This is a genomic window from Sphingosinicella terrae (assembly GCF_003347635.1).
Classification (GTDB): Bacteria; Pseudomonadota; Alphaproteobacteria; order Sphingomonadales; family Sphingomonadaceae; genus Allosphingosinicella; species Allosphingosinicella terrae.
Genome location: NZ_QDFY01000014.1, coordinates 69,751 through 92,801 on the forward strand (window position 1 = coordinate 69,751; position 23,051 = coordinate 92,801).

General features: G+C 67.3%; 24 protein-coding genes. 14 read left to right on the plus strand and 10 right to left on the minus strand.

The annotated features are described in order from the left end of the window. The first annotated feature begins 94 nt into the window (after positions 1 to 94). From DDE10_RS20070 to DDE10_RS20085, 4 genes are read left to right on the plus strand one after another with little or no spacing between them, the layout of a single operon-like run. Entirely contained in the window at positions 95 to 1,003 is a 909-nt protein-coding gene (locus DDE10_RS20070; RefSeq protein WP_162806756.1) for a tetratricopeptide repeat protein, read from the plus strand. Then, positions 1,003 to 1,638, plus strand: coding sequence for an LON peptidase substrate-binding domain-containing protein (locus tag DDE10_RS20075; protein WP_114954589.1), 636 nt, complete (start codon positions 1,003 to 1,005; stop codon positions 1,636 to 1,638). The genes DDE10_RS20070 and DDE10_RS20075 overlap by 1 nt, the downstream gene beginning before the upstream one ends. Beyond that, positions 1,635 to 1,805, plus strand: coding sequence for a Trm112 family protein (locus DDE10_RS20080; protein WP_114954590.1), 171 nt, complete (start codon positions 1,635 to 1,637; stop codon positions 1,803 to 1,805). Before DDE10_RS20075 ends, DDE10_RS20080 begins: the two co-directional genes overlap by 4 nt. After that, entirely contained in the window at positions 1,802 to 2,197 is a 396-nt protein-coding gene (locus tag DDE10_RS20085; RefSeq protein ID WP_162806757.1) for a hypothetical protein, read from the plus strand. The genes DDE10_RS20080 and DDE10_RS20085 overlap by 4 nt, the downstream gene beginning before the upstream one ends. A 14-nt stretch (positions 2,198 to 2,211) precedes the next feature. On the opposite strand, the gene DDE10_RS20090 is transcribed toward DDE10_RS20085, so the two are convergent. Further along, positions 2,212 to 3,432 carry an FAD-dependent monooxygenase gene (locus DDE10_RS20090; RefSeq protein WP_114954592.1) on the minus strand — a complete coding sequence of 407 codons (1,221 nt, stop codon included), beginning with the start codon at positions 3,430 to 3,432 and terminating at the stop codon, positions 2,212 to 2,214. A 172-nt stretch (positions 3,433 to 3,604) separates the two neighbouring features. Between DDE10_RS20090 and DDE10_RS20095 the strand changes: the two genes are divergently transcribed. The 4 genes from DDE10_RS20095 (at position 3,605) to ribA (ending at position 8,749) form a co-directional block, all read left to right on the plus strand. Further along, complete coding sequence (locus DDE10_RS20095; protein ID WP_114954610.1) at positions 3,605 to 5,920, plus strand: DNA translocase FtsK; 2,316 nt, start codon at positions 3,605 to 3,607, stop codon at positions 5,918 to 5,920. Positions 5,921 to 6,054: 134 nt separating this feature from the next. Then, positions 6,055 to 6,684, plus strand: coding sequence for a LolA family protein (locus tag DDE10_RS20100; protein ID WP_114954611.1), 630 nt, complete (start codon positions 6,055 to 6,057; stop codon positions 6,682 to 6,684). Positions 6,685 to 6,911: 227 nt separating this feature from the next. Further along, the gene (locus tag DDE10_RS20105; protein WP_114954593.1) at positions 6,912 to 7,706 is read left to right on the plus strand and encodes an exodeoxyribonuclease III; all 795 of its coding nucleotides are present in this window, start codon (positions 6,912 to 6,914) and stop codon (positions 7,704 to 7,706) included. Further along, positions 7,703 to 8,749, plus strand: a complete 1,047-nt coding sequence (gene ribA / locus DDE10_RS20110) for a GTP cyclohydrolase II (RefSeq protein ID WP_114954594.1) — start codon at positions 7,703 to 7,705, stop codon at positions 8,747 to 8,749. The genes DDE10_RS20105 and ribA overlap by 4 nt, the downstream gene beginning before the upstream one ends. Here ribA and DDE10_RS20115 read toward each other — a convergent pair whose 3' ends face one another. Together DDE10_RS20115 and DDE10_RS20120 are read right to left on the minus strand one after the other, a co-directional pair. After that, positions 8,750 to 9,418 (minus strand): HAD family hydrolase, encoded by a 669-nt coding sequence (locus DDE10_RS20115; protein ID WP_114954595.1) that lies wholly within the window; start codon positions 9,416 to 9,418, stop codon positions 8,750 to 8,752. 6 nt (positions 9,419 to 9,424) lie between these two features. Further along, complete coding sequence (locus tag DDE10_RS20120) at positions 9,425 to 10,087, minus strand: YggS family pyridoxal phosphate-dependent enzyme (RefSeq protein WP_114954596.1); 663 nt, start codon at positions 10,085 to 10,087, stop codon at positions 9,425 to 9,427. Positions 10,088 to 10,145: 58 nt separating this feature from the next. On the opposite strand from DDE10_RS20120, the gene DDE10_RS20125 reads away from it, so the two are divergent. Beyond that, positions 10,146 to 10,673: a thiamine phosphate synthase gene (locus DDE10_RS20125; RefSeq protein ID WP_284734788.1), complete on the plus strand. Its 528-nt coding sequence runs from the start codon at positions 10,146 to 10,148 to the stop codon at positions 10,671 to 10,673. Here DDE10_RS20125 and DDE10_RS20130 read toward each other — a convergent pair. Continuing rightward, positions 10,646 to 11,359 carry a porin gene (locus tag DDE10_RS20130; RefSeq protein WP_114954598.1) on the minus strand — a complete coding sequence of 238 codons (714 nt, stop codon included), beginning with the start codon at positions 11,357 to 11,359 and terminating at the stop codon, positions 10,646 to 10,648. The two genes, DDE10_RS20125 and DDE10_RS20130, sit on opposite strands and share 28 nt — an antisense overlap. Positions 11,360 to 11,602: 243 nt before the next feature. Here DDE10_RS20130 and DDE10_RS20135 point away from each other — a divergent pair, with 243 nt between their 5' ends. The 4 genes from DDE10_RS20135 (at position 11,603) to holA (ending at position 16,254) form a co-directional block, all read left to right on the plus strand. Further along, positions 11,603 to 12,079 (plus strand): DUF3576 domain-containing protein, encoded by a 477-nt coding sequence (locus DDE10_RS20135; RefSeq protein ID WP_114954599.1) that lies wholly within the window; start codon positions 11,603 to 11,605, stop codon positions 12,077 to 12,079. Between the two features lie 124 nt (positions 12,080 to 12,203). Continuing rightward, positions 12,204 to 14,738: a leucine--tRNA ligase gene (leuS, locus tag DDE10_RS20140; RefSeq protein WP_114954600.1), complete on the plus strand. Its 2,535-nt coding sequence runs from the start codon at positions 12,204 to 12,206 to the stop codon at positions 14,736 to 14,738. Then, positions 14,735 to 15,235, plus strand: coding sequence for an LPS assembly lipoprotein LptE (gene lptE / locus DDE10_RS20145; protein WP_114954601.1), 501 nt, complete (start codon positions 14,735 to 14,737; stop codon positions 15,233 to 15,235). Before leuS ends, lptE begins: the two co-directional genes overlap by 4 nt. Beyond that, positions 15,232 to 16,254, plus strand: a complete 1,023-nt coding sequence (gene holA, locus DDE10_RS20150; protein WP_114954602.1) for a DNA polymerase III subunit delta — start codon at positions 15,232 to 15,234, stop codon at positions 16,252 to 16,254. Before lptE ends, holA begins: the two co-directional genes overlap by 4 nt. A 59-nt stretch (positions 16,255 to 16,313) precedes the next feature. On the opposite strand, the gene DDE10_RS20155 is transcribed toward holA, so the two are convergent. The 6 genes from DDE10_RS20155 to DDE10_RS20180 are packed head-to-tail and all read right to left on the minus strand — an operon-like array spanning position 16,314 to position 22,031. Further along, a complete protein-coding gene (locus tag DDE10_RS20155) occupies positions 16,314 to 17,201 on the minus strand; it encodes a ParB/RepB/Spo0J family partition protein (RefSeq protein WP_114954603.1) in 888 nt (295 codons plus the stop codon). After that, a complete protein-coding gene (locus DDE10_RS20160; RefSeq protein WP_114954604.1) occupies positions 17,198 to 17,980 on the minus strand; it encodes a ParA family protein in 783 nt (260 codons plus the stop codon). Before DDE10_RS20160 ends, DDE10_RS20155 begins: the two co-directional genes overlap by 4 nt. Continuing rightward, a complete protein-coding gene (gene rsmG, locus DDE10_RS20165) occupies positions 17,977 to 18,612 on the minus strand; it encodes a 16S rRNA (guanine(527)-N(7))-methyltransferase RsmG (protein ID WP_114954605.1) in 636 nt (211 codons plus the stop codon). The genes DDE10_RS20160 and rsmG overlap by 4 nt, the downstream gene beginning before the upstream one ends. 15 nt (positions 18,613 to 18,627) lie before the next feature. After that, positions 18,628 to 20,478, minus strand: coding sequence for a tRNA uridine-5-carboxymethylaminomethyl(34) synthesis enzyme MnmG (mnmG, locus tag DDE10_RS20170; protein WP_114954606.1), 1,851 nt, complete (start codon positions 20,476 to 20,478; stop codon positions 18,628 to 18,630). Between the two features lie 51 nt (positions 20,479 to 20,529). Beyond that, positions 20,530 to 21,798 (minus strand): tRNA uridine-5-carboxymethylaminomethyl(34) synthesis GTPase MnmE, encoded by a 1,269-nt coding sequence (mnmE, locus tag DDE10_RS20175; RefSeq protein ID WP_114954612.1) that lies wholly within the window; start codon positions 21,796 to 21,798, stop codon positions 20,530 to 20,532. Beyond that, positions 21,795 to 22,031, minus strand: a complete 237-nt coding sequence (locus tag DDE10_RS20180) for a DUF6489 family protein (RefSeq protein ID WP_114954607.1) — start codon at positions 22,029 to 22,031, stop codon at positions 21,795 to 21,797. The genes mnmE and DDE10_RS20180 overlap by 4 nt, the downstream gene beginning before the upstream one ends. Before the next feature lie 78 nt (positions 22,032 to 22,109). On the opposite strand from DDE10_RS20180, the gene DDE10_RS20185 reads away from it, so the two are divergent. After that, complete coding sequence (locus DDE10_RS20185; RefSeq protein ID WP_284734789.1) at positions 22,110 to 22,808, plus strand: dienelactone hydrolase family protein; 699 nt, start codon at positions 22,110 to 22,112, stop codon at positions 22,806 to 22,808. The last annotated feature ends 243 nt before the right edge of the window (positions 22,809 to 23,051 follow it).

Here is a 23,051-nt window from a genome sequence, read left to right on the forward strand (position 1 = left end):
GCAAGTACCGATCCGCCGAGAATCGTCGGGCTTGGCAGACCCGGTCGCCATCCCACATAGGAGCCGAGATAGGAAGCGTCCGGAGGCATGGGAAGTGGCGACATTGGGCTTGAGCGCGGACGAGCGCGAAGCGGTGGAGAATTTCAGGCGGGACGTGCTCGAGCCGAGCATGACCTCGCTCGTCATCCTCGATTTCTGGGCTGAATGGTGCGGGCCGTGCAAGCAGCTGACCCCGATTCTCGAGAAGGTCGCGGCGGATTATGCCGATCGCGGCGTCAAGCTGGTCAAGGTCAATGTCGACGAAGAGAAGTTCATCGCGGCCCAGTTCCGGATCCAGTCCATTCCGACCGTCTACGCGCTCTTCCAGGGCCAGCCGGTCGCCGACCTGACGTCGGCCCGGACCGAAGGCCAGCTGTCGCGGACGCTGGACCAGATCCTGGCCCAGCTGCCCATCCAAGGCGAGGTCCAGCAGCGCGAGGCCGAGGTCGAGCCGCTGATCGAGATGGGCGAGGAGGTGCTCGCCGGCGGCGACGCGCCCCGCGCCGTCGGCATCTTCCGTCAGATCGTCGACATGGCGCCGGAACATCCCGACGCCCTCTCCGGGCTCGCCCGCGCCTTGATCGCGGCCGGCGAGACCGACGAGGCGAGAGCGCTGCTCGCCGAAGTGCCCGAAAAGGCTGACAAGGATCCGGCGATTGCCCGGGCGCGGTCCGCGCTGGCGCTGACCGACGTCGCACCGGCCGGCGAATCGGCCGAATTCGAGCGGCGCGTCGCCGCCGATCCCGACGATCTGGAGGCGCGATTCGAGCTCGCCGGGGCGCTTATGGCGCGCGGGGACCGGGACGCCGCCGCGGACCAATTGCTCGAGATCGTCCGTCGCGATCGCGAATGGAACGAAGGTGCGGCCCGTAGCCGCCTGTTGCAGCTGCTCGAGGCCGTCGGGCTCGAGGATCCCTGGGCCGCCGCGCAACGCAGGCGACTCTCGGCCATCCTGTTCGGCTGATGGACAAGGCGCTACTGCGGGTCCCGATCTTTCCGCTCGCCGGAGCGCTCCTCTTTCCGCGAAGCCAGCTGCCGCTCCACATCTTCGAGCCGCGCTACCGCGCGATGGTGCGCGACGCGCTGGCGAGCGATCGCCTCATCGGGATGATCCAGCCGCGGGACACTCCCTCGAAAGAATCCTCCGATTTGTTCGACGTCGGCTGCCTCGGCAGGATCTCCGCCTGCGACGAGCTGGACGACGGGCGCTTCAACCTGGTCCTGGAAGGGCTCAGCCGCTTCAGGATCGCGCGGGAAGCGCAGGTCGACACGCCCTATCGTCAGGTCGACGCCGACCGAGGTGGCTTCGACGAGGAGGAGGACGCGGTGCTCGGCATCGCCCAGCGGGCCGAGGTGGAGCGCGAGGCGCGGTCCTATGCCGATTCGCTCGGCTACATGGTCGACTGGGATTCGGTGGCACGGCTCGACGACGAGATGCTCGTCAACGGCATCTGTCAGATCGCACCGCTCGACGTCGGCTCCAAGCAGGCGCTGCTGGAGGCACGGGATCTGGCTGCTCGCGCCGACCTGCTCGTCCAGTTCATGCAGTTCCAGCGCATGGCGCCCGGCGGCGCGGACGGGCCGGAGACGATGCAGTGACGCTCGATCATGCCCTGCTCGAACGGCTGGTCTGTCCGGTGACCCGGAGCAATCTGCTCTGGGACGAGGCGAGGCAGGAACTCGTGTCGGAGGCAGCCGGCCTCGCTTTCCCGGTCCTCGGCGGTATCCCGGTCATGCTCGTCGAGGCGGCGCGGAGACTGGAGTGACTCCGGGGGATATGGCCGACCTCAGCGGCGCCTGGCGCGGCATCTTCAACTATCCGCGCCTGTTGCCTCCCGGCCAGTTCGAGGCTGAGCTGCGCGACCATGTCGGGATGATCAGCGACCTTACCCGAGAGCCGCATTATGACGGCAGCGGCACCCTGCTCCACGCCACGATCGAAGGCAGGCGCGAAGGCGCGTCGGTGAACTTTCGCAAGACCTATGACGACTTCGACGACGACTATCGGACGGTGCGCTACGAAGGCCAGGTCGATTTGGCCGGGGACGAGATCATTGGACAATGGACGGTGCCCGGTGCCTGGTCCGGAACCTTCCTGATGATCCGAACGCGCGCTGCCGCCGAGCCGGCCCGCCAGAAGGACGAAGCCAGGCTCTAGCCAAGGGTCCGACGCTAGATCGGAAGGCCTCGCAGGAGCAGCGGGAGGTCTCCACTCTCGCCGCGGGCCTCGGCCATGAACCGTTCCTTGAGTGGCCCGATCCGCTCGACGAGGCCCATGCCGAAGCGGCGGACGGTCGAAGCGGCCCGGCCCGGCACGCCATAAAGGCGAGTGAGGCTGTCCGTGGCGAGCGCGACCATGAACGTGTCGAGGCTGCGCCATGCCTGGTAACGCGCGAGCAATTGAGCATCGCCCAGATCCAGCCCCAGACGCGCGCCCTCGACGAGCACCTCGGTCAGCGCCGCCGCATCGCGGAAGCCGAGATTGAGCCCCTGGCCGGCGATGGGATGAATGCCGTGAGCGGCGTCGCCGACGAGCGCCAGCCGCTCATCGGTGATCTGCGCCGCATGATGGAAGCCGAGGCGGTAGCTCCAGCGCGGCCCCGCAAGGGCGACACCACCGAGGAATCCGCCCATCCTCTTCTCGATCTCGTGGGCGAGCGCGCGTTCCGGCAAGCCCAGCATCGCCTCCGAATCGGCCGCCTTGACCGACCAGACGATCGCCGAGCGCGGCCTGCCATCTTCGCCTTCGAGCATCGGCAAGATGGCGAACGGGCCGTCGGGGTAGAAGATCTCGTAGGCGACGTTTTCGTGCCAACGCTCGTGCGAGACGGTCGCGACGATCGCGACATGGTCGTAACTCCAGCGGGCCATCGAAATGCCGGCCGCCTCGCGGATCGGCGATCCCCGGCCCTCGGCGCCGACCAGCAGCGGAGCCTGGACAAGGCGGCCGTCCTCGAGCGCGACTCGGGTGCCGGAAGCGTCCCGGACCACCTCCCCCGGCCGCGCCGGCATGAGCAGCGCGACGCGCTCGGAGTCACCGGCGCAGGCCCGAAGCGCTGCCCGCAGCAGTCGGTTCTCGAACATCATGCCGAGCGGATCGTCATCGGGCGATGGTTCGAAGAGAATGGCGCCGGGCTTGAGCGCCTCGTTGACCCGGATGCTCTCGATCGGGCAGCCTTGGCCCTCGAGACGCACGCCCACTCCGATCGTCTGCAGCATCCGCCAGGACGAGCTCGAGACGGCGGTGACGCGCCCGTCGTAGCGCGTCGCCAAATGGGCCTCCGGCTCGGCCGGGTCGACTACGATGCTGGTAAGTCCGTGGCGATCGAGGGCGATGGCGAGAGTCAGGCCGACCAGTCCGCCGCCGAGAATGATGACATCCGCGCGCTCCATGAGCGTCCCCTAGACCGTTTCGCGTCGCCTGGAAACGCGCGAGGTGCGAGCTCGGAGCCGTCCTGCGCATGGTCGAAATGCGTCCGGCCGTTGCCTCCTTGCAACGCCGCGCGCTTGACCCGGGACTCCGCCGGAGCGCATGAAGGGCCTCGGGAACATTTGGGGCACGACGATGGCGGCAACGACGGCGCGAAACGGTCGCGACGGGCGCCTCGCGCGGTGGCGCGAGAGCATCAATCGCGGCGCGAAGCGGTCGAGCACCTTGCTCGGCGGCGTTGTGCTGAGCGTCGGCGCCGTGTTCGCGCTCGCCTCGCTGGTCAGTTATCGGCCGAGCGACCCGGCGCTCAACACGAGCGCCGCCGGGCCGGTCCACAACTGGATGGGCAGCGCCGGGGCCTGGACATCGGATCTGTTGCTCATGCTGTTCGGGCCGCCGGTCGGGATGCTGCTGCCCTTGATCCTGGTCGTCGGGCTGAGGCTGGCGCGCGGCGTCGAGCCCGGCCGATGGCTGAGATCGCTCGTCCTTACCCTGGTCGGCATCGCCCTCATCGGCACCGCAGCCGGCCTGCTCGTCGGCGGCGCCGTCAATGGCCTGCCGGCAGGCTGGGGCGGCGCGATCGGGCTGGGCCTTGCCGGTCTCGTCACCCTGGGCCTGGATGCGTTGGGCGACCCGGGCATTGCCGAGCCCTTCCGGCTGGCGATCATCGCGCTGACCGCTGCGGCCGGCTTGGGCGTATGGCTGGCGGGTCTCGGGCTCACTGTCGAGGAGCGGCGCTGGCTCGCCAGCCGTCGGCTTCGATCACCGCGCACGGTCGAGGAGGACGCGCTTCCTCAACCCAAGGAGCGCCCCGCCCGCGCGCCGGTGATCGCCGAGCCCGAACCGCGCAGTCCAGTCATTGCCGAGCGCCGCGCTCCGACCGAGCCGGTGCGGCGGCCCCTGCGCGAGCGCCAGCCGTCGCTTGCCCTCGGCGACAGCTATCAGCTTCCGTCGATCGATCTGCTCAACCCGCCGCCGCCGGCGGCGAACTTCGCCCTCGACAAGGCCGCGCTCGAGCGCAACGCGCGCCTGCTCGAATCGGTGCTCGAGGATTTCTCGGTCAAAGGGGAGATCGTCGAGGTCCGCCCCGGTCCAGTCGTCACCATGTACGAGCTCGAGCCGGCGAGTGGCATCAAGGCGAGCCGAGTCATCCAACTGGCCGACGACATTGCCCGCAACATGTCGGCGCTCTCCGCGCGCGTCGCGACCATTCCCGGCCGCAGCGTGATCGGGATCGAGCTGCCCAATGCCAAACGCGAGATGGTGATGCTCTCCGAGCTCGTCGCCAGCCCCGCGTTCGAGGACCAGGTGGCGCAGCTGCCGATCATCCTCGGCAAGAACATCGCCGGCGATCCCGTCGTCGCCGACCTGGCGCCGATGCCGCATCTGCTCGTCGCCGGCACCACCGGCTCGGGCAAGTCGGTCGGCCTCAACTGCATGATCCTGTCACTGCTCTACCGCCTCACGCCCGAGCAGTGCCGGATGATCATGATCGACCCGAAGATGCTCGAGCTCTCCTCCTACGACGACATTCCGCATCTTCTGGCGCCCGTGGTCACCGAACCGGCCAAGGCGATCCGAGCGCTCAAATGGACGGTCGAGCAGATGGAGGAGCGCTATCGGATGATGGCGTCGATCGGGGTGCGCCAGTTGTCCAGCTTCAACGCCAAGGTGCGCGAGGCCAAGATGAAGGGCCAGCCCCTCGGCCGGCGCGTCCAGACCGGCTACGACCCCGAGACGGGCCAGCCGCAATATGAGATGGAGGAGCTCGAATATGAGCTTCTGCCGCAGATCGTCGTCATCGTCGACGAGCTCGCCGATCTGATGATGACCGCGGGCAAGGAGGTCGAGTTTCTGATCCAGCGGCTCGCGCAGAAGGCGCGCGCCGCCGGCATCCACTTGATCATGGCCACCCAGCGCCCGTCGGTCGACGTCATCACCGGCGTCATCAAGGCCAATCTGCCGACCCGTATCTCCTTCGCCGTCACGTCGAAGATAGACAGCCGGACCATCCTCGGCGAGCAGGGCGCGGAGCAGCTGCTTGGCAAGGGCGACATGCTCTACATGCCCGGAGGCAAGCAGATCGCCCGCGTCCATGGGCCGTTCGTCTCCGACGAGGAGGTGCGGGCGGTCGCCGAACATTGGCGGGGCCAAGGCAGCCCCGAATATGTCATGGCAGTGACCGAGGAGCCTGAGGACGGCGGCTACCTGTTCGAGGGTCAGCCAGTCGGCGAGGACGATGCCGAGACCCAGCTCTTCCGCAAGGCCGTCCAGGTCGTGGCGGAAAGCCAGAAGGCGTCGACTTCCTACCTTCAGCGCCAGCTGCGCGTCGGCTACAACAATGCGGCCCGCCTGATCGAGCGGATGGAGAAGGAAGGGTTCGTCAGCGCCCCGGATCATGTCGGGCGGCGCGAGGTGCTGGTCGACACGGACGGACGCCCGCTCGCCTGAGCAACGCCGCCTCGACGGCCAGAACTGCGCCTGCCTGCCAGGCTTCGATGCCTGAACCCGAGGGAACCGGCCAGTTCACGAGGCATTCAACGGCGGGTCGCCAATACGGCGCCAAATCCGATATGGAGGTTTTCATGCTGCGTTTACGCGCACTCGTTCTTGCGGTCGCGCCGGTGACGGCGCTGGTGGCGCTGTCTCCCGCACCGGTCGTCGCGCAGGCGTCCGATGGGCTGACGCAGGTCCAATCCCACCTGCGCTCGGTCGACACGATGACCGCCCGCTTCACCCAGACCGATCGGGGCGGCCGATCGATGAGCGGCACGCTGAGCCTGAAGCGGCCCGGCAAGATCCGGTTCGACTATGGCCGCGACGCCAACATGCTGATCGTCGGCGACGGCCGGGCCCTCAACTTCATCGATTACGACGTGGGCCAGCGGCAGCGCTGGCCGATCAACGATTCGCCGCTCTCGGTCTTGTTGAATCCCGGGCAGGATCTGTCTCGATTCGCCCGGGTGACGCGCAATGACGACCAGGTGCTGATGATCGAAGCACGCGATCCCCGCCGCCGCGAGTTCGGCACCATCCAGATTGCCTTCGCGAAGGTCTCCAATGCTCCGGCCGGGCTGATGTTGCAGGGCTGGAACGTCGTCGACGCGCAGAACAACCTGACCTCTGTGCGATTGTCGGGCCAGCGGTTCAACGTGCCGGTTGCCGACAGCCTGTTCACTTTCCGCGATCCGACGAGGCGCGGCCCGCGCGGCTAGCTCGTGCCGGGGATGATCGTTCATCCGGGCGACAGGTGCTTCGCGATAGAAATGAGACTGCAATTGCGGGAGTGCATTCGGGTTTTCCCCCTGTTGCCCGAACCAGCCGACGCAATTGACCTCGCGTGAGAACGCTTGGTAGGCCTCCGCTCCACGCCCCCGGAGCGGGGGCCTTTCCATATCTCCGCCACATCGACAGCGAACGGCCCGCCCGCTAAGCCGCCCCCATGTCCACGACCTTGAAAATCGCTTCCTGGAACATCAACAGCATCCGTGCGCGCACCGAGATCGTCGAGAAATTCCTGACCGAACAATCGCCTGACATCCTGTGCCTGCAGGAGACCAAGGTTTGCGACGGCGACTTTCCGGAGACGCTGTTTCGCCGGCTCGGCTATGATCGGATCATCATCTGCGGCCAGCGCATGCACCATGGCGTCGCCATCATCAGCCGCGTGCCGATGCGCGAGGACGAGCGTTTCGATTGGCAGGCCAATGGCGAGGCGCGCCATGTCGGTGTCCGCCTGGACTGCGGGATCCGTCTCGAGAACGTCTACGTCCCCGCCGGCGGGGATATTCCCGACCGTGCGCAGAATCCGAAATTCGGGCAGAAACTCGACTTCATCGAGCGAATGACGCGCTGGTCCGAGCAATGCGGCGCGCCCACCGTTCTGGTGGGCGACTTCAACGTCGCGCCGCTGGAATGCGACGTCTGGAGCCACAAGCAGCTTCTCAACGTCGTCAGCCACACGCCGGTCGAGGTCGAGGCGCTTGCACGTCTGCAGCAGAGCAATGGCTGGATCGACCTCGGCCGCCATTTCGTGCCGGCGCCCGAGCGGCTGTTCACCTGGTGGAGCTATCGCTCGCCCGACTGGACGCGCAACGACCGCGGAAGGCGGCTCGACCATATGTGGGCCACGCCCGATGTCGCGGCTCTGGCGACGGCCCACGACGTGTTCAAGCCGTGCCGCAGTTGGACCCGCCCCTCCGATCACGTCCCCTTGATGACGGAATTCTCGATTTGACCGGCGCGCGGGATGTCGCCCGCGCCATCGACGCGCTTCGCCGGGGCTGGCCGGTTGCGGTCGACGAGACCCTCCTGCTCGCCGTCGAGACTGCCGACGCGAAGACGCTCGCCGCCTTCGACGGCGCCACGCCGTCCGATCTTCTGATCGCCGGCAATCGTGCCGCGACGCTGAAGCTCACCAACCAGCGCGAAGCCCTGCCCAATGCCCCCGTCAGGATCGAGCGCAGCCCGTGGATCGACCTCGCCACCGCGACAGCGATCGCCGATCCGGCGCTGGATCTCGCGACGCCGCTCAAGGGCCCGTTCCGGACCCTGCCGGTGGACGCCCCCGATGTGGCGAAGGCGGCGCTGCGCCTGGCCCGCCTCGCCGGCCTCTTGCCCGCCCTCTTCGTCGGCGGCAGCGGCGAAGCCGAGGCGCGGGTGAGCCTCGCCGACGTGGCGGCTTTCGGCGGCGGCGGCGATCTCAGGATGGTCTCGCGCGCCCGGCTCCCGATGCGCTTCGCCGAAAAGGCCGAGATCGTCGCCTTTCGCGCCGACGGCGACACGACGGAGCCGGTTGCGCTCCTGGTTGGCAATCCCCACGGCATGCCACCGCTGGTCCGATTGCACAGCGAGTGCCTGACCGGCGACGTTCTCGGCTCGCTCAAATGCGATTGCGGACCGCAGCTGGCGCATGCGCTGGAGGCGATCGCAGCCTCGGGCTGGGGCATACTCCTCTATCTGCGCCAGGAAGGCCGGGGCATCGGTCTCGTCAACAAGCTGCGCGCCTACGCGCTTCAGGATCAGGGATTCGACACGGTCGACGCCAATGTCAGGCTGGGCTTCGCGGACGATGAGCGCAGCTTCGCGATCGCGGCGACGATGCTGAAGGCGCTGTCACAGGATCGCGTCCGGCTGCTCACCAACAACCCGCGCAAGGTCGCCGGCCTGGAGGCGGAGGGGATAGAGGTGTCCGAGCGGATCCCGCTGCAGATGCCGGCCGGCCAGCACAACCGCCGTTATCTCGAGACCAAGCGCGATCGCAGCGGCCATCAGCTCTGATCAGGAGCGCAGGAGGAAGTCCCGCACCTCGTCGAAATCGTGGGCGATCCGGTGAACTCCGATCGTCCGCAGCCGCTCGGCGTGGCCGGGCAGGCAATGGCTCCCCGCGCACAGGCCGATCACTTGTGCGCCGGAGGCGACGGCGCCGGTGGCGCCGACCGGCGAATCCTCGATGATGACGCTTCGGGCGATGTCGACGCCCAGAGCCTGGGCGGCATGAAGATAGATGTCGGGCGCCGGCTTGCCCCGCGCGACATGCTGGTGACCGCTGAAGATCATGTCGCCGAAATGCTCCCGCACGCCGAGATGCTCCAGATGCCGCTCGATCCAGCTCACCCGGCTCGACGAGGCGATGGCGCGTGGAAGACCCGGTGGGAGGCCCAGGATGAAGCCGACTGCGCCGGCGACCTCTTCCAGGCCCTCTTCAAGCGCGCGGGCGTCGAGGGCGGCATGCGCTTCATGGAAGTCGGTGGGCAAGGGCTGCGCGATCCACTGCTCGAGCGCCTGAATGAATGCCGCGCCCGACAAGCCCATGAAATTCTCGACCGCCTCCTGGACGGTGGTGGGGTGGCCCAGATGGGTCAGATAGTCGGCGAGATGGACATTGTGGACATGCTCGCTCTCGATCAGGACCCCGTCGAAATCGAAGATGATGGCGTCGAACCGCACGACCGATCAGCCGCGCCCGCCGAACAAGGCCGTCCCGACCCGGACGTGGGTGGCACCGATGGCCACGGCCGTCTCGTAATCGCCCGACATCCCCATCGAGAGGCCGTCGACGCCATGACGCCGAGCGAGCTTCGCCAGCAAGGCGAAATAGGGGGCAGGCTCCACCGCGTCGGGTGGAATGCACATCAGTCCGACGACCGCGAGCGACGCCGCCCGCGCTCGATCGAGCAGGGCCGGCAGCTCCGCTGGCAAGCAGCCGCCCTTCTGCGGCTCGTCGCCGATATTGACCTGGAGGAAGCAGTCCGGCCGGCGCGCCGACTTCCCCGCGGCGGCGGCCAGCGCGTCGACGAGCGACGGCCGGTCCACCGAGTGCAGGACGTCGAACATGGCCACGGCCTCCTCCGCCTTGTTGGACTGGAGCCGCCCGATGAAGTGCAGGCGCACCTCCGGATGGCGTTCGCGCAGCTCAGGCCATTTCGCCTGTGCCTCCTGGACCCTGCTCTCGCCGAAATCGCGATGGCCTGCCGCGATCATCGGCTCGATCGACGCCGCAGGATGCATCTTCGACACCGCGATCAAAGTGACGTCACCCGCCTCCCGCCCGGACACGGCGGCCGCCCGGGCGATCCCCGCCCGCACTGCCGCGAGCCTTTCCGATGCCTCGTTCATCGCGGCTGCTATAGGTAGGCCGATGCGGCCCCGCCACCCTCTCCCGCGACTCTGGCTGATGACCGATGAGCGCCTTGGCGAGCACCTGATGGAGGCCATCGCCCGGCTGCCGCGCGGGTCCGGCATCGTCTTTCGCCATTACCGACTGGAGGCCGCGGCAAGGCGGGCGCTCTTCGACAGGGTGAGGAAGGCGGCGCGGCGGCAACGCCTGCTGCTGCTGCTCGCCGGAACGGGGCGCAAGGCCCGCGCATGGCACGCCGACGGCAGCCACGGCCGAGGAGGCGGCGTACGCGGGCTTCGATCAGCGCCTGCCCACGATCTGCGTGAGATAAGGGCGGCCGAGCGTTCCGGGGCCGATCTCGTCTTCCTGTCGCCGGTCCATGCCACGAGGAGCCATCCGGGCGCGCGGGCGCTCGGACGAATCGGCTTCGCCCGCCTTGCTCGCCAGAGCCGGCTCCCGGTCGTGGCGCTCGGCGGCATGGACGCGCGGCGCGGCCGTGCGCTCGCGGCAGCGGGGGCTTATGGCTGGGCGGGGATAGATGCCTGGATGGGCCAGAATCAGAAGCGGAAGGCGGTTCCGACGTAGACGGCCTGGCTGTCGCGGCGCTCGTCTCGCGACATCGGCTCGAGCCGGTCGCGTGCGATACGGTAGCGGGCGCCGGCGGTGACATCGACATTGCGCGTGATCGAGAAGGCGCCGCCGACGTCCAGCGAATAGGCCTCGTCGTCCGCGACCAGCTGCTGGGCGCCGTCGGCACGCTCGGCGGCGACCGCGACACGGCCGGTCAGGCGACGATTGGCGCGGTAGCTCATCCCGACCTGCGCGGCCTCGCGGCGACCAGGAACCACTCCCCCTTCCGCCTGGGCGACGTCGCCGGAAACCGCGAAGCGACGCCAGCCGAGCGAGACGCCGAGATTGTAGGAGCTCGGCGTGATCGCGGTGACCGGGCTCGCCGAAGTCGTCTGCAGAACGGTGCGGGCCGCCTCCGCCGGCGTACTGGCGCGGGCCCGGATCGCCACACGGACCGAGCGGTTCCGCTCACTGGCATTGCTTGCCGGGGTGAATCGGAAATCGGTATTGAGGCGGGTTCCGCGGCGGGCAAGGGCAGCGGCGAGCCGGGGATCGGAGACGGCCGGCGTGAAGGCGCCGATCGGGCGCGCGGTGGCCGCGACGCCTGGGCGCGAAGCCTTGGTGCGGGAGGCGGACTGGGCGAAGGCAGGGGCGAGCATCAGCGCCATCGCGATCAGCGATGCGCTCCCAGCCGCAGCCATGGCCCGAACCTTCAGCAAGCCTCCAGACTCCTATCTGTCTCACATTTAGTACGGCTGGGCGCGCTTTCCCAGCAGCGGGATCGAAGCGCTCCTGAATCGTTGCGGTCTGTTGCAGGATTCACACAACGAACCTTGCCCGAACATGAAGCGGCCCCCGATCGGGCGCCGACGAGAGAGCTTGCCGCGAGGGCGGCGTCATCTATAAACGGCGGTCGCAAGAGAGTGTTTCCGAGGAACCCCATCATGGCTCGCGTTTTGACCATTGGCCTGGCCGCGGCCTGCGCCCTATCCCTAGGCGGCTGCCAGTTCATCCGCGACGACATCAATCGGACGTTTGGCGGCTCGTCCCAGGACGAGGTGCGTCAGGCCGATCTCGCCGCGAGCCAGACCACGACCATAGGGGTCAATGCCTATCTCTGGAGGGCGGCACTGGACACGCTGTCCTTCGCGCCGCTGGCGCAGAGCGATTCCAGCGGGGGGGTCATCGTCACGGAATGGTATGCCAATCCTGAGAATCCTTCGGAGCGGGTGAAGGTGACGGCGGCCATCCTTGATGCCGACCTGCGGGCCGACGCCCTGCGGGTGACGGCCGCGCGCGAGGTGATGCAGAACGGACAGTGGGTCGCCGCGCCGGTCGCGGCCGCGACGGTGCAGCGGCTCGAGGAGATCATCCTCACCCGCGCCCGCGACATCCGCCGCGCCACCATCGTCTCCGGCTGACGTCCTGCGGGCCGCGAAAGCGGCTTTGCGGCGGCGCCCGCCTGCCATATGAGGACGGGCCGCTCTCCGGGGTGCCGGGGGGCGGCCGATCCGTATTTTCAGCAGCTTGAGGAAGAGATTCGCGATGGCATCGCGCTTCAATCCGGCCAAGGCCGATGCCCGGTGGCAGAAGATCTGGGATGAGACGGGCACGTTCCGCGCCGCCGACGAGAGCCCGCGCCCCAAGGCCTACATCCTCGAGATGTTCCCTTACCCGTCGGGCCGGATCCACATGGGCCATGTCCGCAACTATACGATGGGCGACGTCCTCGCGCGCTACCGCCGGATGAAGGGGTTCGAGGTGCTCCACCCGATGGGCTGGGACGCCTTCGGAATGCCGGCGGAGAATGCGGCCATGGAGCGAGGAGTCCATCCGGGCGAATGGACCTGGGCCAACATCGCGACCATGCGCGCCCAGCTCAAGCGGCTCGGTTTCGGCCTCGACTGGAGCCGTGAGCTGGCGACCTGCGACCCCGCATATTACGGCCATGAGCAGGCGCTGTTTCTCGACCTGTTCGAAGGCGGCCTCGTCTATCGGCGCCAAAGCGAGGTGAATTGGGACCCGGTCGACATGACCGTGCTCGCCAACGAGCAGGTCATCGACGGCCGTGGCTGGCGCTCCGGCGCGCTGGTCGAGCGGCGCAAGCTCGACCAGTGGTTCCTGCGCATCACCGACTTCGCCGACGAGCTGCTGACCGGTCTCGACGCGCTCGACGACTGGCCGGAAAAGGTACGGCTGATGCAGCAAAACTGGATCGGCAAGAGCCGCGGGATGCGCTTCCGTTTCCGATTCGCCGTGCCTCCCCATTCGGGCGAGGCAGGCTTTGAGGTGTTCACCACCCGGCCCGACACCATCTTCGGCGCGAGCTTCGCCGCTTTGTCACCCGATCACCCAATTGCGCAGGCGCTAGCGCAGCGCGATCCGGCCGTCGCCGCCTTCATCGCCGAATGCAAGAAGGGTGGAACCACCGCAGCCGAGCTCGAGACGGCCGAGAAGAAGGGCTATGACACCGGCCTGGAAGTGGTCCATCCGCTCGACGCGGACTGGCGGCTCCCAGTCTACATCGCCAATTTCGTGCTGATGGATTATGGGACCGGCGCGATTTTCGGCGTGCCCGCGCACGATCAGCGCGATTTCGAGTTCGCGACCAAATATGGCCTGCCGATCCGTCGCGTCGTCGCGGCCTCGGCCGAGGAGGCGGACAAGCCGGTCGAAGGCGAGGCTGAGAACGGCGATGGCGTCATCGTCAACTCGCGCTTCCTCGACGGATTGGATGTGGAGGCGGCCAAGGCGGAGGTGGTGCTTCGCGCCGAGGCAGATGGCTGGGGCGAGGGAACGACCGTCTGGCGCCTTCGGGACTGGGGCGTCTCGCGGCAGCGTTACTGGGGCACGCCGATCCCGATCATCCACTGCGAGACGTGCGGAACGGTGCCGGTGCCGCGCGATCAGCTGCCGGTGAAACTGCCGGACGACGTCGCCTTCGATATCCCCGGCAATCCGCTCGAGCGGCATCCGACGTGGAAGCACGTCGCTTGTCCGAAGTGCGGCGGGCAGGCGCGGCGCGAGACCGACACGCTCGACACGTTCGTCGATTCTTCCTGGTATTTCATTCGCTTCGCCAGTCAGCCGGGCGATCGCCCCTACGATCAGGGGGTCGCGCAATCCTGGCTGCCCGTCGACCAGTATATCGGCGGCGTCGAGCATGCGATCTTGCACCTGCTGTACGCTCGGTTCTGGACTCGGGCGCTCAAGAGGATCGGTCGGCTCGAGGTGGACGAGCCCTTCCGCGGCTTGTTCACCCAGGGCATGGTTACTCACGAGACCTATCGCGCCGCTGACGGGCGCTGGCTCAATCCCGATGAGGTCGAAACGCAGGATGGCCGCCTCGTCGAGGTGGCGAGCGGCGGGCCGGTCGAGACGGGCCGGGTCGAGAAGATGTCCAAGTCGAAACGCAATACCGTCGATCCGGAACCGATCGTCGATCAGTATGGTGCCGACGCCGTACGTTGGTTCATGCTGTCCGACAGCCCACCCGAGCGCGATCTCGAATGGAGCGAAGCGGCCATTCAGGGCGCCTGGCGTTTCGTCCAGCGCCTGTGGCGGTTGACCGCGGAAGGTCTCGGCGCGGCCGAAGCAGGAGGGATCGAAAATGCGCCGCTTCGCCGAAAGCTGCATCAGACCATCGCGGCCGTCGGCGCCAATATCGAGGCGCTCGCATTCAACAAGGCTGTTGCCAACCTCTACGAGCTGGCCAATGCGATCGAGAAGGCGCCGCCCTCCGAAACCCGCCGCGAGGCGATCGAGGTGATGATTCGGCTGGTCGCTCCGATGGTGCCTCACATTGCGGAAGAGGCCTGGGCCGCTTCGGGGGGCGACGGCCTGGTCGCCGACGCCCCCTGGCCCGAGGCGGACCCGGCTTTGCTGGTGGATGACAAGGTCACCATCGCCGTCCAGATCAACGGCAAGCTGCGCGACACGCTGACCGCGCCCAAGGGCTCGCCGCGGGAGGCGCTGGAGCAGATGGCGCTGGCATCGGAGAAGGTCGCACGGGCCCTGGAAGGCAAGCCGCCGCGCAAGGTGATCGTCGTCCCCGACCGGCTGGTCAATCTCGTCGCATGAAACGCGTCGTGGCCTTGGCACTGGTGCTCACGCTGCTCCCGGCCTGCGGTCTTCGGCCGCTTTATGCCGGCGGCAGCTCGGGCGAGGTGGCGCAGACCCTCGGATCGGTCGCGATTGCGCCGATCCCCGGGCGCTCCGGCTGGCTGGTACGCACGGCGCTCGAGGACCGGCTCGGCAATGGCGGCGCCCAGAATCCCCTCTACCGGCTGGAGGTCGAGCTCGACGACGACATCACCGGCTTCGGCATTCGCCCGGACAACAGCGTGACCCGTGAACGGCGGACCTTGCGGGCGCGCTATCGCCTGGTCGACGCGCAGCGAGGAACAGTCCTGCTCGACGCGACGGCCGGCTCCGACGCGGGAATTGACGTCGTCTCGTCCGAATATGCGACGGTCGCCGCCGAGCAGACCGCGCTCGAGCGCCTGTCGGCCGAGGTTGCCGATCAGATCGTCACACGCCTGGCCCTCTACGCTTCACGGCGCGGCGAGGCCCGGTGAAAGCCAACCGGCCGCAAATCGAACGGGCGCTCGCCAACCCTGGCCAGATCCGCTTCTTCCTGCTCCATGGGCCCGACGAGGCGGGTAGCCGCGGCCTCGTCAAGAAGCTCGCCGCTTCGATGGGGGGAGACGCGGAGCGCATCGATCTCACCGGCACCGAGTTGAAGGGTGATCCAGCGCGGCTCGCCGACGAGGCAGCCGCGATCTCTATGTTCGGCGGCGCCCGCTGGATCCTGGTCGAACCGGCCGGCGACGAGGTCACGGCCGCGGTCGAGGCTCTGATCGAGGCGCCGGCGGCGGGCAATCCGGTCGCTATCGTTTCGGGAGCGCTGAAGCCGGCATCGCGACTGCTCAAGCTCGCACTGGCCTCGCCGGCGGCACTCGCGTTCGCGAGCTATTTGCCGGATGGGCGAGACGCCGACCGCCTCGTCCTGGAGCTCGCGCGCGAGCATGGGCTGACCGTCAGGCCGGACGTTGCCCGCCGGATCGCCGATGCCTGCGGCGGCAACCGGGCCATCATTGCGCAGGAGTTGGTAAAGTTCGCGCTCTACGTCGATGCCTCGGCCGAGGCATCGAAGCCGGTCGATCACGACGTCGTCGACGCCGTCGGCGCGGATGCGGACGAAGGCGACCTGTCCCGTCTGGTGGATGCCGTGCTGGGGGGGCAGCCCAACATTGTCGAGGCCGAGCTGGCGCGGCTGCGCGCCGAGGGCGAGGAAGGCATCACGCTGATCCGCGCGCTGATGCGCAGAATGATGCTGCTGGCGCGCCTGCGCGGCGAGGTCGAGCAGGGCAACAGCGTCGGCAGCGTGATGGAATCGGCCGGAAAGGCGGTTTTCTGGAAGGAGCGCGACATCGTCGCCGGGCAGCTCGCCCGGTGGCGTGCGCCGCTGATCGCCAAGGCGGTGAGCCGCCTCACTGCCGCCCAGCGCGACGTTATGCGGCCCGACGGCCCAGGCCTTGTCGCCGCCGACGCCGAATTGTTCGCCATTTGTCGGCAGGCAGCACGGCTGCGCTGATCCCAGCGACCTTTTGGGTCACTTTCGCCGCCCCTGCTGCTTTCGGCGCGGGTGCGGCGTCAGAATTTATCGCCGCTGAGGCGCTGGCAGATCATGTCGAGCTGGTCGAGACTGCCATAAGCGAGCGTGACCGATCCCCCCTTGGGCGTGTGCTTGATCGCGACCTTGAGCCCGATCATGTCGCCGAGCTGGCGCTCCAGCGCGGCGATATCCGCGCTGGCGCCCTTGTAGCCGATCGGCAGGGGTCGCTGTCGGGTCGGCTTGCCTTCACGAGCCAGTTTCTCGGTTTCTCGCACCGAAAGGCCGCGGCGGACCACCTCGTCGGCAAGCGCCTCAGGATCCTGCGCGCTGACCAGCGCCCGCGCGTGCCCCATGGTCAACTCGCCCGAATCGACCATTGCCTGCACGGCCGGCGGAAGGTCTAGCAGTCTCAATAGGTTAGCGACATGGCTGCGCGATTTATGGACAATCTGGCCGAGCGCTTCCTGGGTATGGCCGAAATCCTCCATCAGCCGCTTGTAGGCTTGCGCCTCCTCGATCGCGTTCAGATCCTGGCGCTGAAGGTTCTCGAGCAAGGCGATTTCGAGCGTCTCGGCCTCGCTGAACTCACGGACGATAGCCGGAATTTCGTGCAGCCGCGCCTTCTGGGCCGCACGCCAGCGACGTTCCCCGGCGACGATCTGGAAACGATGGCCGTGTGGCCGGACGACGATCGGCTGGATGACCCCGCGCGACTGGATGGACTGCGCGAGCTCAGCCAACGCCTCCTCGCGAAAGACGCGGCGCGGCTGGTCCGGGTGAGGCTCGATGCTGGCGACAGGTAGCTGACGCACGTCCCCGCGCTTGGGCCCGCCGCTCACGGGTCCCTCGTGAACGGCATCGCCGAGCAGGGAGGACAGGCCGCGACCCAGGCCGGACGGCCGACGCTTGGGCGCGTCCTCGCTCATGCCGCTTCTGCCTTGCGCGGCAACCGCGCGATCAGCTCGCGGGCCAAGGCAATATAGGCTTCCGAGCCTGGGCAGCGATGGTCATAGATCAGCGCCGGAATGCCATGGCTCGGTGCTTCGGAAAGGCGAACGTTGCGTGGTATCACGGTGTCGAACACGACGTTGCCGAGACACGCGCGGACGTCGTCCGAAACCTGGGCTGAAAGGTTGTTGCGCCGGTCGTACATGGTCAGCGCGACCCCGAGGATCGACAGCTCCGGATTGAACCGCGAGCGAATCCGCTCGACGGTCTGGAGGAGCTGACTCAATCCCTCGAGCGCGAAAAATTCCGCCTGGAGCGGCACCAGGATCGCGTTGGCGGCCACGAGCGCATTGACGGTCAGCAAGCCGAGCGAAGGCGGACAATCGATGAGGCAGACGTCCCAACGCGCCTCGGCCGTACCTTCGAGCGCCTTGTCCAGGCGATGGGTGCGGCTCTCAATGTCGATGAGCTCGATCTCGGCTCCGGACAGGTCGACCGTGGCAGGAACGATGTCGAGACGGGGAACGCGCGTCGCGATCACGGCTTCGTCCAGGCTGCTCTGGCCCGTGAGCAGCTCGTAACTGGAACGGTCGCGCAGGGCGTGCGAGATTCCGAGGCCGGTGGAAGCATTGCCCTGGGGGTCCAGATCGATGAGCAGGACTCGCCAGCCGGTCGCGGCCAACGCCGTCGCAAGATTGATCGCCGTCGTGGTCTTGCCGACCCCGCCTTTCTGGTTAGCCACCGCGATCCGGATCATCCTGTTTTCCTCTTGATCCCCTGGCGAACCCCCGTCGCCACGATAATCCGCGCTTCCTGGTCGGTGACACTCGCCTCGAGACGGAAGTCACCCTGCCACGAAGTACCGAGCGCTTCCAGTTCCGCCTGCGCATTTCGTCCCTTCGGCAGCAGCCAGACGGTCTTTCCTGTGGAAAAGCGAAGGCCGAGATCGAGCAGCCGCGGCAATGGGGCGAAGGCGCGGGCGCTGATCACGCCGAAGGGGCGCGCCGCGACCCGCTCCACCTTGCCGCCGATCACTTCGACGTCGAGCGACATGAGGCGGGCTGCCTCGCGGAGGAACTCGACTCTCAGGCGCCTCTCCTCGATCAAGGTGACGGGGCCGCCATGCAGCGCGGCGACGATCAGGCCCGGAAAGCCTGCGCCGGCTCCCAGATCCAGCCAGCCAGCGTCATGGGAAGGCGCAAGGCTAAGCAACTGCGCGGAATCGACGATGTGCCGCCGCCAAAGTTGCAGCAGGCTCGCTGAAGACACGAGGTTCTGGCGCTCGTTCGATTCTCTCAGGAACGATGCGAACCGATCCAATGCCGCCATTGTTTCACGTGGAACATCGAAGTGCGCCTCGATCCAGGCGCGGGCCTCATCCTCGCTCATGTTCCACGTGGAACATCAGGCGGCACGACGACGGGCGTGTACGAGGATCGCAGCGAGCGCAGCGGGCGTGACACCCCGGATTCGCGAGGCCGCACCGAGGGTAGCAGGCCGGGCTGCCGAAAGTCGTTCCACCATCTCCACGGACAGGCCCGGAATGGCCGCGAAGTCGAGGTCACCGGTGATCGGAACAGCATCATCGGAACGCAGGCGATCCACCTCGGCCTGCTGGCGACTCACATAGGGCGCGTAACGATGGTCTTGGACCGCTTCGTGAAGCGTCGCGGCGTCGAACGCGCCAAGCTCCGGATCCAACCGGATCAGGCTGCTCTCGTCGAGTTCCGGAAAGCGCAACCATTCCCCAAGGGCTCTCACAACGCCGTCGTCGCGCACGTCTATTCCGGCTCGGCGCATCGCCGCACCGCTGAACCGGGCCGAGAGCCTGCCTTCGATGGTCGCCCGTTCCGCCTGCCGCTGCTTGAAATGCCGTTCCCGCTCGTCCGAGACACAGCCCGCTTCGATCGCCTTCGCTGTCAGCCTCGCCGCCGCATTATCAGCGCGAAGGCGAAGCCGATATTCTGCGCGCGCGGTGAGCATCCGGTACGGCTCGGTCACGCCCTGCAGCACCAGGTCATCGACCATGACGCCGATATAGGATTCGGTTCGGTCGAAAAGGATCGGATCTCGGCCGAGCACAGATGCCGCGGCATTGAGACCTGCAACCAGCCCCTGCGCGGCAGCTTCCTCATAACCCGTGGTGCCGTTGATCTGCCCCGCGAGATAGACACCCTCCATGTCGCGAACCGCCAGAGTGGTCGCGAGGATGCGCGGATCGACATGGTCATATTCGACTGCATATCCAGGCTGGAGAATCTCGACCCGCTCGAGCCCCGGCATCGACCTGACCATCTCGAGCTGAACGTCTTCGGGAAGAGAGGTCGAGATCCCGTTCGGATAGATGGCGGGATCGTCGATGCCCTCCGGCTCCAGAAACACCTGGTGGCCGTCGCGGTCGCCGAAGCGGTGGACCTTGTCTTCGATCGATGGGCAGTAGCGAGGGCCTATTCCAGTGATCTCGCCAGCGAACAGGGGTGATCTATGGAGGTTCGCACGAATGATGGCGTGCGTGCGCGCGTTGGTTCGGGTGATGGCACAGAAGAGCTGGGGCATCGGCCGGCCGGCACTGAGGCTCGACATGGTCCAGTCCCCGTCGTCGGACAGCTGTCGCTCGAGCACGCTCCAATCGATCGTCCGGCCGTCGAGGCGCGGCGGAGTGCCGGTCTTCAGCCGTGCCAGCGGGAGCCCCAGCCGGCGCAGTTGCACACCGAGCGCCATAGCCGCGCGCTCGCCGACACGGCCACCCTCCAGCTGGGACAAGCCGAAGTGCAGCTTGCCGCCCAGGAAGGTCCCGGTGGCGAGGATGACCGCCTTGGCGGCGAGGCGGCGGCCGTCGGCCAGGGCCAAGCCCGTCAGCCGCCGCCCGTCCAGCTCCAGGGCGACCGCTTCGCCCTCGACGATCTCAAGCCGCTGCTGGCGTTCGAGCAGCCGGTGAATACTATCCTTGTAACGCCGGCGATCGGCCTGGACTCTGGGTCCTCTTACCGCCGCTCCCTTGCTCGCGTTGAGCATGCGATAGTGAATGGCAGCCTCATCCGAAGCGCGGGCGATGAGGCCGTCAAAGGCATCCACCTCACGGATCAGGTGGCCTTTGCCGAGCCCGCCCATTGCCGGGTTGCAAGACATGGCGCCGATCTGTTCACGATCGAAGCTGAGCAAGGCGACGGAGGCGCCCATCCGTGCGGCCGCCGCCGCCGCTTCGGTGCCAGCATGCCCGCCGCCGATGACAATGATGTCGAATGAAGCGCTCACGAGGGCGATCTAGGCGCTTGTTCCACGTGGAACAACGCCCGCAATCGAAATCTATTTGCCGACGCAGAATCGACCGAAGAGAGCATCGAGCATCTGCTCGACGCCGGCGCGGCCGGTCAGCTTGTCGATCGCCCTTCGCGCCAGTCGGAGGGCCTCGGCTAGGATGAGAAGGTCCGTCGCCCCCAACGCGTCGCGTACATGGGCCAGTGCCTCGGTCAGGACCGCGCGGTGGCGAGCGTTGATGGCGATCTCGCCCTCACCTGGAAGTAGCGCGCGCGAGCGCTCGAGGAGCAGACCCGTCAACCGGTCAAGTCCTTCGCCCGTGACACTGGAGACGGCGATGTCCGCCTCGCCTGACGATGGCAAGAGATCGAGCTTGGAATGGACCATGATCGCGCGTTCCCGGTCGGGGCATTCCTCCGCGTCACCGAGCCACAGGATGATGTCGGCGGCTTCGAGCGTACGCCTCGCCCGATCGACTCCCATTGATTCGATCAAATCGGGGCTTTCCCTGAGCCCAGCGGTATCGACGAGCAGGAAAGGCGTGCCCGCAATAGCCGTGGGCGCCTCGACGACGTCACGGGTCGTCCCCGCGACTTCGGAGGTGATGGCCACGTCTCTTCCAGCCAGGGCGTTGAGGAGACTAGACTTTCCGGCGTTCGGAGGGCCTGCGATGACGACGCGCACGCCTTCGCGCAGCCTCTCCGCGGGCGGCCGCGCCAGCCAGGATCGCCACTCCTCGGCGACCGCCGCCAGGTCCGCGAGGTCCGGCCACGCCTCCCCGACATCTCCCTCGTCGGAGAAATCAAGCAAGGCTTCGACCTGTGCCGATATTGCGAGGATCCGCGCCTGCCATGTCTCCACCTGACGGACCAACCCGCCGCTTGCCAGCGCCAGCGCCGAGCGGCGCTGATTCTGAGTCTCGCTGAACAGCAGGTCGGCGAGCCCTTCCGCGCCGCTGAGGTCGATCCGGCCGTTCTCGAACGCGCGGCGTGTAAACTCACCCGGTTCCGCCGGGCGAAGCCCCGGCATCGTCCCGAGCGCCGCCAGCACAGCGGCGACGACCGCGCGACCACCGTGAAGCTGAAGCTCCGCCACATCCTCCCCGGTCTCGCTGGCGGGTCCCCGGAAATAGAGGATGAGTGCCTGGTCGAGCAGTTCGCCGTCGTGACGGAGGGAGGCGAGCCTTGCCCGCCGCGGCTCCGGGAGACGCCCCGCCAGCGCGGCGAGCGCCTCTCCCGCTTTCGGGCCGCTGATCCTGACGACGGCGATCGCCGCCGGCGGCGCGCCCGACGATAGGGCGTAGACGGTGTCGCTCAGCTTTGCGTCTTCCCACTCAACTGGTCGAACATCTGCCGCCACATACCCAGACCGGCCTCGCTCATCGGCCCCCACGCCTTCATCATGTCCGACAGCATTTCCGGATTTGGACCGTCACTCACCGCTGCCTTCATCTTTTCGACATAGGCCTCGTGAACCGGCGAAAGATCCGGAAGGCCAAGGAAGCGGCGAGCCTCCTCGGGCGTGCAGTCGACATCCACGGTGACTTTCATCGCCAGCTCCCTTCCGGAACAATTGCCTCGCAGCGTCTAGGGGGATAGTCGACGGCTTCGCAAGTGGAGGAGGATGTGATGGCGATGAACGAGGTCCCGACGCTCGCGGATGACGGTCACTTTTCCGCCTATGTCGCCGAGCCCGAGGGCGCAGCCCGGGGCGCCGTCATTGTCATCCAGGAGATATTCGGCGTCAACGAAGGCATACGCCGGAAATGCGATCGCTTGGCGAGCCTCGGCTACCTCGCCCTCGCCCCCGACCTTTTCTGGCGGCTCCAACCGGGCGTCGAGCTCGATCCCGACATTCCGGAACAGTTCCAGCAGGCCCTCGAGCTGATGCAGCGCTTCGATCAGGACCAGGGCATAGGCGACATCGAAGCAACGATCCGCGAGGCGCGCAGACGCCTGCCCGAAGGTCGAAAGGTCGGGTGCGTCGGCTACTGCCTCGGCGGAAGGCTGGCCTATATGACCGCTGCCCGGACAGACGTCGATGCAAGCGTCGGCTATTACCCCGTCGGGCTGATCAATCTCCTCCACGAGAAGCACGCCATCGCCCATCCGCTGCTGCTCCACGTCGCGGCGGCCGACCATTTCGTGCCGGAAGAGCAGCAACGGACGGTGCACGGGGCGCTCGACAATCATCCGCGCGTGACGCTCCACGACTATTTGGAAGAAGATCACGGCTTCGCCGCGGAGATGGGCAACCGGCGCAGCGAAGAATCGGCGCGGCTTGCGGACCGCCGCACCGAAGCCTTCTTCGCGGAGCATCTGGGATAGAATCAGCCGGCGAACTCCGCGCCGACCGCTTCGTACCAGGTGCAGAAGCATCCGGCCGAGCCGCCAAGCCTCGCCGTGAAACTCTTCCTGAAGCGACACGGCGACGCATCGCTGTCGGTGAGCCGGTGAACCAACCTTCCGCGCGGCTCTAGAGCATGATCATCTTAGACTGAAGCATATCCGCTGTTTGCGAGGTAGTTCGCGCATTCGGCAGGTTGGAAGTGGTCGAGGAGGGTTCCGATC